The organism is Nostoc sp. (assembly GCF_041747015.1).
Lineage (GTDB): Bacteria > Cyanobacteriota > Cyanobacteriia > Cyanobacteriales > Nostocaceae > Nostoc.
In genome coordinates, this window is the sequence record NZ_JBGTFY010000379.1 from 1 (window position 1) to 8,152 (window position 8,152).

An 8,152-nucleotide genomic window follows, 5' to 3' on the forward strand; every position below is an offset into this window, starting at 1 on the left:
ACGAGCGAACAGTTTAGCGGTTGCGGCACCAATTCCACGGCTAGCTCCTGTAATTAGAACCACACGATTGTTCATCAACTTGGAAATATCTGAGGTTGGGTTGGTATCAGAATGTATGGTAACCATATCAATCTCCTTTCAGGTTGTTAATTTCGTTACGGGAATTGTGGTGAGTGAACTGGCAATGAGGCTCACGGCCCCGGCAAAGCCATCTCTAGTGTATAAATGCGATGTGCGGTTGTTGGCTAATCATCTGTATTCCTCCATGTCTAGCTCACTAATAAGTTCGGACACCTTCTAGTATGTCGCCTTACTACATTTAGTATGCCACCTTAACTATGCAATTATGCAAGCTGTTTCTTAGACTTCTAGTTCGGATTAGGGATTGAGCGTAATCTTGCTGGCTGGGATAATGAATATTTGATGGAAGTTTTAATTGGTATTAATCAATTATAAATTTTAATAACTAATAGTTTTCGCGCCGTCCGGCTGATGCAATAAAAGCATTCTTGCCCTAAGATTCTGGCACGCTACGTTAGCAATATTTCAATCAAATATTAGATTTAGTTATTAATTTTTCCAAAACATATAATTTTAAATATGACTCTGCAACCTCAAGCCCTATACGTAGAAGCTAAGTACCCATTATTTTTGTTTTTCGCACATTTTGGTGCGTTTGCCCTGCCCTAACCACTGCTTGAATTCAATGAACGATACCTCCAATTCAATAAACGACCACCCAAATTCAATAAACGACTACCCGAATTCAATAAACGACTACCCGAATTCAATAAACGACTACCCGAATTCAATAAACGACCACCCGAATTCAATATATTTATTGCATAAATTCTCAAAACCCCACCTGAAACCTGATTTACTTAGAATTTTATCGCTAACCATCTTGACAAATCCTGTTTGAAATGGAATGAAACAGCCCTGGGGCTAGGGGGGATTTCGATACAACCATAGATTTTTCAAACAACCTCTTAAACTAAAGCAAAGTATGCAGGATTCGTTGTTAGAATACGACCAGTCCGCTCAATTAAACGAGATACACAGCTTATGATTACTCAAATGATGGTTCAACCTTCATTCTGGGTAGATTCTGGAATAAAACTCAGTAAAATTAGGGACGTGTATCTATTTAAATTTACTGAAGAATTGCAGTCTCGACTCGAAGAACTGTCACAGAAGAAAAAAGCCGGATTGCTAACATTAGAGGAACACGCTGAATTGGCAGGCATATTGGAACTGGATAGAATTTTTACCTTGCTCAATGCCAAAATTATCTCTGAGTCATGACGGTCAATGATGCCACTAAAAAATTAGTACTTATCTTCTTTGAGAATTTTTTGCAAATAAGTTGCACTTGTTATGGGCAATTTGCCAGACATAAACAATTAAGTAATAAACCAATATTTTTGCAATATGTTTATTGCTGAAGTTGTTCAATTAGTTCAATAATTTGTTGGTAATTCTGGATATTACCTTCTTGATAATACAAGTCTGCGGATTTCTGGAAATCGGTAATTGCTCCTTGATAGTCTCCCAAATTTTGGTAGACATCTGCCCGAAGGATATAAGCTGACACCCAATTAGGCTGACGCTGTAAGGCTTGATTCAAGTCTGCAAGCGCTCCCTGAAAGTCTCCCACCAAAGAACGACTACGACCTCGATTGTACCAGTCTTCTGCAAAACTGGGGTCGATCGCGATCGCCCGGCTGTAATCTTTTATTGCCCCTTGATAATCTTCTAAAGCATAGCGAGCATTAGCGCGATCGCTGTAAAATGCAGCAGATTGAGGATTAATTTGCAAAGCTTGGGTATAATCTGCGATCGCACTTTCATATTCTTCTAAAGCATAGCAGGTAGAACCCCGATTGTAATAAGCTTCAACTAAATCGGGATTAATTTGTAAAGCTTTATCGTAATCTGCAATCGCCCCGTGTTCATCTCCTAAAAGACGACGAGTATTTCCCCGATTGCAGTACGCTTGGGAAAAATCAGGAACAAGCTCTATGGCTTGAGTGTTATCATTAATTGCTCCCTGTAAATCTTGCAAAGCTTCACGAGCAATACCCCGACCATAATAAGCTGCGGCTAAGTTATCATTAATCTGCAACGCTCGATCATAATCTTTAATAGCTCCTTTATGATCTCCTAAAGAACGACGAGCCGCCCCGCGATCGCAATATCCTTCAGCTAAGTTAGGATTGAGTTGTAATAGGCGATTGCTATCTTCAATTGCACCTTGATAGTCTCGCAATCGGCGACGAGCATTCGCCCGAAAGCCGTATACTAAAGCTAGAGTCGGATTTTCTTGTAAGGCTCGGTCATAATCTGCGATCGCACCTTCATAGTCTTCAAGAATACTCCGAACCAGACCACGCTCGCAATAGGCTTGCACGTCATCAGGATTCAGCCTCAGGGCTTCGTTAAAGTCTTCAATTGCTCCCTGATAGTTTTTGAGGTGAGAGAGAACAAGACCCCGATTATAGTATGCTCCGGCAAAGCTAGGGTTGATTTTTAGAGCGCGGTTGTAAGAAGCGATCGCACTTTCATAATCTGCTAAAGCATAGTGGGCATTACCTCGGTTATGATAAGCCTCAGCTAAGTTGGAATCTAACTTTAATGCTCGGTCATGATCAGCGATCGCTTCCTCATAATTTCCTAAGATATACTGAATATTGCCCCGATTGCTATAAGCTGCGGCAAAATGGGGATGCCATTGTAAAGCTTGCTGAAAATCTGCAATCGCTCCTTGGTAATCACCGTCCTCAAAACGAGCTACACCGCGATTATGATAAGCGTTGGCAATATCAATATTGATATTATTAGCTAATTGGGTACTATTTTCTATTGTTTGAATATAATCTGCGATCGCTTTGTCATAATCTTCCAAAGCAAAGTAGGCATTCCCCCGGCTGTGGTAAGATTGGGCTAAATTGGGATCAATTTTTAATGCTTGGTTATGATCGGCGATCGCTCCTTCATAATCTGCTAAAAAGTAACGTGCATTCGCTCGGTTGCAGTAGGCTAAAGCAAAATTGGGATTGATTTCTAGTGCGCGATTGAAGTTTGCGATCGCACCACGATAATCTTTGAGTTGACCAGTTAAAATAAGTCCTCGATTATGGTAAGCTTCGGCATAATCAGGATTTAGATTTATTGCTTGGGTGTAAGCTGCGATCGCTGCTTGATAGTCTCCTTGCAAATTCTTGTTTAATCCTTGGTTTAAGAAGTCTTCAGCATTCATATAATTTTTTGGGGTTTTGACATTCTTTGGTCTTAAAGCATCGGGATTCTTAACAATATATTTTAAAAATAATTATAAGTACAGCTTGTACTTGTTGCTAAAATTTTAATTGATCATTTTATGTTTGTTTGGGTAAAGAAGTAACGAGGTCAAAACTTTTTTATCCAAACCCTACACCTTAAGAAGATGTTTGAAAAGTATTTGGCTGTGATTCTAGGCACTTATAGATCCCCCCTAACCCCCCTTAAAAAAGGGGGAACCGGAATCAAAGTCCCCCTTTTTAAGGGGGATTTAGGGGGATCTCAAAGTATTTGCTACCGAGAAGAGGACTTTTCAAACCTCCTTTAAGCCTCCCCATCTCCCTCAGTCTCCTTAATCCGTAAGCAAGATGGTAAGCAGGAGTGGTATTATGTTTTAATGGCTGCTCTAATCCTTGCTATTGATGAACAAACCATTGGATGAAACGCTGTCAATCAAAATTGCTGAAGGCATAAACAGCAGAGCTAGTACTCCGTTTGATAATGCTTACAAAGCAGCATTGGCCACTGAGGGCGCAAAATATGTTCAGGGATTTTTAGCTTTTGCTGGCAAGCCATACAGACCGATTGAACACGGTTGGATTGAGCTAGGCGACGCCTCAGATATACGCATTGTCGATCCCACATTACCGCACCTGAACAAAAATCCTCAAGAAATTTGGTATTTTGCAGCACAAAGACTGACTGTAAAAAAACTGAAAGCCATAATTGAAGAATCGAAAGAAGATTATCCAGAAGATGATCCCTTGCCAATATATGGTGAGCCACCTTATGAATATTACGGTGATGTAATGTTAGGTGGTTTAGATTACCTGGCAGCATATCAAGCAGCAGAGGCTAAGTGCAGAGAAATCAACCAACTAAACCCTGATAGTAACTAACAAAATTGAGTTATTTAATTTGATTTTCCATCGCTGCCAAAGTATTCCCGATAACCACAAATTTTGTCTCCACGTACATCAAAGGAAATTGCTACTCGATTTTTGTAAAGCTGTCCGAACAAAAGTCCTTCATCCCGAAACTCAAAGACAGCCGTCATTTCATTGCTAGTAACACGGTCTAGAGCAGTCAGGTTCAACCCCGGACTAAAGGACTCAAAAACGTACTCGAAAAACTCTCTAGCTCGCTCTTTTCCCACATTCAACCCGTGGAATTTACCCATTGGAAACCAAAGGGTAAAATCTTCTGTGAGTATATCTAAAAATGCTTCCCATTTCCCTGTTGCCATACCATGCACCAGATGTTCAAATGCCTGTTGAGCAACTTTTAAAGTATTTTCTGAATTTTGTATCATCCTCACCCTCAACCGGATATAAACGTGTAGAACAGGTAAAAGAGGCGATCGCCTGCTTCTGCCATATATTCTTTATAATAAGGCATGAGAAAGCAGCTTTCCCCGCTCTTTAATCACTCTCTATAAAAGAGATTGCTGAAGAACTTAGAAACACTTAAAAATCACAATGACAACAGCACTAGAGCAAGTAGATCGCTTTTTTAATGCAATTTTAAGCAAAGAAGTAGTTCAAATTTGCCAAAATTATATTCCTAAAGAGAATACCTACGTTTTTGTAGAAGGGCCTCGCTACTCTACTATTGGTTATACTAATATTGCCAAAGGATGGCAGGATTTTTGTGATTCTGCACTCAAGTTAGAAAACATTGAATGGGTGGAAGGCCCCTTTACTGAGGAATGTGAACAAGTTGCTTGGGTTGCAGGAATTGTACTAATAACAGTAGCGGTGAAAGATAAACTTAGCCAACAAAAGTTTCGTTCTACATTTATTCTGCAAAAAGATGAAATTGGTAGCTGGCAGATCCGACACGAACATCTCTCTGCACCTCTACAAGATCCTTATGGGATTGGAGATTGGTTGAAAAAAAATTAAAATAATTAATCCGAAAACTTTTAACAGAAGCCGGGGAGTTTCTAAGGAATTGCTTTTGTAATGAAAATTACCCTTTTTGTGCTATGTTAATTAGCCATTCAATCAGTGGTCTTAAAGTTCCTGGCAATGCTGACTCACTGACAGTTACTGTATGCTGCTTGCCGTTATCTTCTACTGTCAATTTATATTGAAAGCGATCGCTCTGGGGATTCGGCGAGGTAATCTGTTCAGGTAGCCTAAATAAATCAGCCACTTCCACCAGTCGGCGAAGGGTATTGGCTTCGTTTGGTGGGAGATCGGCTGTATCAACGGTTGTTTTCTTGCTAATCCCAGCAAAGCCGCCCGTGCGTTCAAACGATATCCGCATTTTTTGCTCTCCGATGTGCTACTTAGTTGGGATAAATACAAAAACTGGGAGATGATAGTTTTCACCTCCCAGCACATCTAAAAAGTTAGGAGTTAGAAGTTGTGAGTTTTTATTTTTAACAGAAGTTTAACAGAAGCGATTAATCGTGTGCGTCCTAGATAACTCCTACCTTTTGCCAAGCGTTCTGCACAGCTTTCTGTTCCTTACTATCGTTACCATAGAGTTCGCCAGCAACTTGAATGGTGACGTTGGCAGCTTTTTTAAAATCTGCTTTGGCACGCAAGCGATCGCGTAAAGCTATATACCAGATTTTACCAACCGTCTCCCAGGTATAGCCACCAATTTCAATAGCCGCTAGATAAAAGGCATGGTTAGGAATTCCTGAGTTGATATGCACCCCAGCGTTATCTTCAACACCAGTATATTTATCTTTCATATGACCTGGTTGGGGATCTTTACCCAATACAGGGTCATGGTATGCTGTTCCTGGTGCTTTCATGGAGCGGATGCCAACACCTTTGACAGTGGGGACTAAAAGACCTTCACCAATGATCCAGTCTGCCTCTTGTGCAGTCTGATTTTTGGTCTTTTGTTTCACCAGCGAACCGAAGACATCAGCAAAGGATTCATTCAGTGCCCCTGGCTCGCCATAATATTGTAAACCCGCTTCATACTGTGTTATGCCATGAGCTAGCTCATGTCCAATCACATCAATCGACTTCGTGAAACGTTGAAACAATTCTCCGTCGCCATCACCATAAACCATTTGATCCCCGTTCCAAAAGGCGTTATCGTATTTGACGCCATAATGCACGGTAGAATCTAAACGCAGTCCTTTGTCATCAATAGAATTGCGATCGAATATTTCATAAAATAAGTCATAAGTAGCACCAGCAGCATCGTAGGCTTCATTTACTGCGGCATCACTGCTGGCAGGATCTCCTTCAGCACGTACCAATGTGCCAGGGAGTTGCTGTCCAGATTTTGCATCGTAGATAGTGCGGCGCTTCTCACCCGGAGAAGGTGCAAATGAAACAGTACCTATAACATCTCTTCGTCCGCGAAACTGTGCCGAAACATTTAATGTACGAAAAGCCCAACTACGCTGTTCGGGATTACCATTCACCACGACATTTTCTAGCATATGGGGCGGGACAATACAACAAATTGGGCATCTAGAGTAGAGTGGATGCTCATACTTAAACCCGGCTGATTTCTTTTTATTTCGAGCCATCAAGATATTCTCCTTTTAAAACTAAGTGATGGCAAACAAAGGAGCAGAAAAACGAATCTAAATCGCGTGTCCCTGGTTTGTTTTCTAAAAAACAATTTCCTACTCTGTATTTTCGGGTAGCTTTGTGGACGATGGATAGTACCCTCCGGGGGTACTTTTGATGTGGAAATATTGCTTAAAAACACAAGGATAGCTTAAATACCGCAAGTTTCAGCTAGAATCCTGGCATGAATTAGCAAGACCTCCTTTACAGATCCAAAGCGTTTATATATTAGTTCTGATCAAGGGAAATAATCTTATTTATTGCTGTTTTGTTACCATAAGACTGCTAATCTTATAAATACCGATTAGAGACAGGCGAATCTCAGAAAACTAATTTCACAGCCAGCCACCAAACACCGCCAAACCATAATATTTCCAAGGTACTGCAACTGTCTTAAATCCAGCTTTGCTCAACATTTGTAAATGAGCATCTAAGCTAGCTAGCTGGTCTTGACTAGAATAACCTTGGGTGCTACTCGCACCACGTTTAGCGCCAATTTCTGTTAAACTAATTCCCTGTTGAACTGACCATTCCTCTCGTGCCGCCTTGTAAACTTCTGCTAAAACTGGTGATTCTGGTAAAGTAGGATCTGCATTCCAAAAACAGCCGTCTTGAGTGAGGCTAGCAGCAACTCGCTCAAATAACTTCAATTTCATCTCATCTTGAAGATGGTGAATTGCCAAGGATGAGACACAAGCATTAAATTCGCTACCAATATCCAAGTTTTCTGGATTATTTGCCCAGTCGCCAAAGTCTGCTTGCATACCAGTCCAGCGTTGTTGATATCCAGCTGCTGTGATTTTATCTTGGGCAAATTGCAGCATTCGAGGTGAGTAATCTAGGGCAATTACTTGGGCATCTGGACAGCGGTTGAGTATCTTGAGACTGAGTTCGCCTGTACCACAACCTAATTCTAAAATGCGACGACTTGTAGAAGGTACACAAAAGGTAATTACTTCCAACATTTCGTCGTATCGCGGTAACAACTGGCGAATACCAGTGTCAAAATCATCAGTGTTAGCGAATACCTCTCCGGGAAATACCTGTTGCATAGAAGTTGGAATAAATAGACACACTAATCAATATAGCGTTGGTTAAGATTTTAAGACGCAGAGGTATGCAGAGAATTAACTCCTCTGTTCTCCAATTGCAAATTAAAAATTAGCAAACTACAAAAACAGATATCACTATACTTTTGCAGAAATTGACCCAGAAATTAAATTCCTGAGCTAAGTATCAAAAAGTTGCAACTGGTGGTCTAGGCGGCTAAACGAAGAATTTGATCTAGCTCACGTGAGCGTGGCGTCAAGTCCCCTTCAGGAGCG

The 8,152-nt window shown here is 40.8% G+C and carries 8 protein-coding genes; 3 read left to right on the top strand and 5 right to left on the bottom strand.

Annotated features, from left to right (window positions below):
• The first annotated feature begins 1,065 nt into the window (after positions 1-1,065).
• The gene (locus ACEW80_RS29900) at positions 1,066-1,305 is read left to right on the top strand and encodes a hypothetical protein (protein ID WP_373530083.1); all 240 of its coding nucleotides are present in this window, start codon (positions 1,066-1,068) and stop codon (positions 1,303-1,305) included.
• 130 nt (positions 1,306-1,435) lie between these two features.
• Here the strand turns inward: ACEW80_RS29900 and ACEW80_RS29905 are convergent, their stop codons facing one another.
• Complete coding sequence (locus ACEW80_RS29905) at positions 1,436-3,259, bottom strand: tetratricopeptide repeat protein (protein WP_373530084.1); 1,824 nt, start codon at positions 3,257-3,259, stop codon at positions 1,436-1,438.
• A 442-nt stretch (positions 3,260-3,701) separates the two neighbouring features.
• On the opposite strand from ACEW80_RS29905, the gene ACEW80_RS29910 reads away from it, so the two are divergent.
• On the top strand, positions 3,702-4,178 hold the full coding sequence (locus ACEW80_RS29910) for a hypothetical protein (RefSeq protein WP_373530085.1): 477 nt from the start codon (positions 3,702-3,704) through the stop codon (positions 4,176-4,178).
• A gap of 14 nt (positions 4,179-4,192) precedes the next feature.
• Here the strand turns inward: ACEW80_RS29910 and ACEW80_RS29915 are convergent, their stop codons facing one another.
• A complete protein-coding gene (locus ACEW80_RS29915) occupies positions 4,193-4,591 on the bottom strand; it encodes a nuclear transport factor 2 family protein (RefSeq protein ID WP_373530086.1) in 399 nt (132 codons plus the stop codon).
• A gap of 166 nt (positions 4,592-4,757) precedes the next feature.
• On the opposite strand from ACEW80_RS29915, the gene ACEW80_RS29920 reads away from it, so the two are divergent.
• Positions 4,758-5,183 carry a nuclear transport factor 2 family protein gene (locus ACEW80_RS29920; protein WP_373530087.1) on the top strand — a complete coding sequence of 142 codons (426 nt, stop codon included), beginning with the start codon at positions 4,758-4,760 and terminating at the stop codon, positions 5,181-5,183.
• Between the two features lie 67 nt (positions 5,184-5,250).
• Here the strand turns inward: ACEW80_RS29920 and ACEW80_RS29925 are convergent, their stop codons facing one another.
• The 3 genes from ACEW80_RS29925 to ACEW80_RS29935 all read right to left on the bottom strand — a co-directional run bounded on the left by ACEW80_RS29925 (position 5,251) and on the right by ACEW80_RS29935 (position 7,879).
• Entirely contained in the window at positions 5,251-5,550 is a 300-nt protein-coding gene (locus tag ACEW80_RS29925) for a protealysin inhibitor emfourin (RefSeq protein WP_373530088.1), read from the bottom strand.
• A gap of 154 nt (positions 5,551-5,704) precedes the next feature.
• Complete coding sequence (locus ACEW80_RS29930) at positions 5,705-6,784, bottom strand: M4 family metallopeptidase (protein ID WP_373530089.1); 1,080 nt, start codon at positions 6,782-6,784, stop codon at positions 5,705-5,707.
• A gap of 378 nt (positions 6,785-7,162) precedes the next feature.
• The gene (locus ACEW80_RS29935; RefSeq protein ID WP_373530090.1) at positions 7,163-7,879 is read right to left on the bottom strand and encodes a trans-aconitate 2-methyltransferase; all 717 of its coding nucleotides are present in this window, start codon (positions 7,877-7,879) and stop codon (positions 7,163-7,165) included.
• Positions 7,880-8,152 lie beyond the last annotated feature (273 nt).

Coding starts and splice junctions, on each gene's coding strand:
- ACEW80_RS29900 (WP_373530083.1), top strand. CDS start 1,066: ATGATTACTCAAATGATGGTTCAACCTTCATTCTGGGTAGATTCTGGA.
- ACEW80_RS29905 (WP_373530084.1), bottom strand. CDS start 3,259: ATGAATGCTGAAGACTTCTTAAACCAAGGATTAAACAAGAATTTGCAA.
- ACEW80_RS29910 (WP_373530085.1), top strand. CDS start 3,702: ATGAACAAACCATTGGATGAAACGCTGTCAATCAAAATTGCTGAAGGC.
- ACEW80_RS29915 (WP_373530086.1), bottom strand. CDS start 4,591: ATGATACAAAATTCAGAAAATACTTTAAAAGTTGCTCAACAGGCATTT.
- ACEW80_RS29920 (WP_373530087.1), top strand. CDS start 4,758: ATGACAACAGCACTAGAGCAAGTAGATCGCTTTTTTAATGCAATTTTA.
- ACEW80_RS29925 (WP_373530088.1), bottom strand. CDS start 5,550: ATGCGGATATCGTTTGAACGCACGGGCGGCTTTGCTGGGATTAGCAAG.
- ACEW80_RS29930 (WP_373530089.1), bottom strand. CDS start 6,784: ATGGCTCGAAATAAAAAGAAATCAGCCGGGTTTAAGTATGAGCATCCA.
- ACEW80_RS29935 (WP_373530090.1), bottom strand. CDS start 7,879: ATGCAACAGGTATTTCCCGGAGAGGTATTCGCTAACACTGATGATTTT.